The sequence below is a fragment of the Corallococcus sicarius genome (assembly GCF_003611735.1).
Classification (GTDB): Bacteria; Myxococcota; Myxococcia; order Myxococcales; family Myxococcaceae; genus Corallococcus; species Corallococcus sicarius.
Genome location: NZ_RAWG01000640.1, coordinates 1 through 1262 on the forward strand (window position 1 = coordinate 1; position 1262 = coordinate 1262).

Here is a 1262-nt window from a genome sequence, read left to right on the forward strand (position 1 = left end):
TCCCGCACCGCGTCCTCCAGGCGCTTGAGCACCACCGCGCCCACGCCGTTGCCCGCGAGCGTGCCCTGCGCCTTCTCGTCGAACGCGCGGCAGTGGCCGTCCGGAGAGAAGATCATCCCCTCCTGGTACACGTAGCCCGTGCGCTGCGGGACGGACAGGCGCGTCGCGCCCGCGAGGGCGATATCGGACTGACCCACCTGGAGGCTCTGGCAGGCCAGGTGCACCGCGACGAGGCCGGTGGAGCACGCGGTGTAGAGCAGCGTGCTCTCACCCGTCAGGCCCAGCTTGAATGATGTCTTCGTCGCCAGGCTCTCGTGCGTGGCGGTGCCGTGAAGCTCCATGTACGAGGCCGCGTCCAGCGGCATCGCCTGCCGCACGGCGTCCGTGTAGCCGGAGCTGGTGGCGCCCGCGTAGAGCGAGATGGCGCCCGGGAAGCGGTCCGGATCCACGCCCGCGTCCTCCAGCGCCGCCCAGGCCGTCTGGAGGAACAGCCGCTGCTGCGGGTCCGTGAACTGGGCCTCGCGCAGGGGCATGTCGAAGAAGGCATGGTCGAACTTCTCCACGCCTTCGATGACGCCGCCCGCCGCGACGAAGGCCGGGTGGTGCCACAGCTCCAGCCCCTCCGGCAGCCCGGGCAGGTGCTCCAGCTCTTCCGGCGTGAAGCGGCGGATGGACTCCACGCCACCGCGCAGGTTCTGCCAGAACTCCTGCACGGACATGGCGCCCGGGAAGCGCCCGGCGAGCCCGATGATGGCGATGGCGCCGGAGTCGCCCGTCTTCGCCACCTCGCGCGGACGCGGCGCGGGGGTGGGGGCCACGGGGCCTCCCGACTCGCGCTCCATGCGCCGGGCCAGCTCGTTCACGGTGGGGTGCTCGAAGAGCCACACCACGGGCACGTCGCGCTGGAGCTCTTCGCGCAGGCGCGCGGCGATGCGCACCACGGACAGCGACGTGCCGCCCAGGTCGTCGAAGAGGTGGTCGTGCACGCCCACGCGGTCGGCGCCCAGCTCGCGGGCGAAGACGGCCGCCATCCGCTGCTCCGTCGCGTCGGTGGGCTCCACGAAGCGGCCCTGACGGCCGGTGGATTGGGCATCCGGCGCGGGCAGCGCCTTCCTGTCCACCTTGTTGCTGGGATTCAGGGGCAGGGTGGCCAGCGTCACGAAGACCGAGGGCACCATGTACTCCGGCAGCCGCTGCCGAAGGCCCGCGCGCAGGGCCGTGCCGTCCAGCACCTGGCCCTCGCGAGGCGACACATAGGCCAC

The 1262-nt window shown here is 72.3% G+C and carries 1 protein-coding gene; it reads right to left on the minus strand.

Features of this window, described 5'->3' with window-relative positions:
- The coding region (locus tag D7X12_RS41425) for a beta-ketoacyl [acyl carrier protein] synthase domain-containing protein (protein ID WP_244225104.1) at nt 1-1262 on the minus strand (1262 nt) is incomplete at both ends.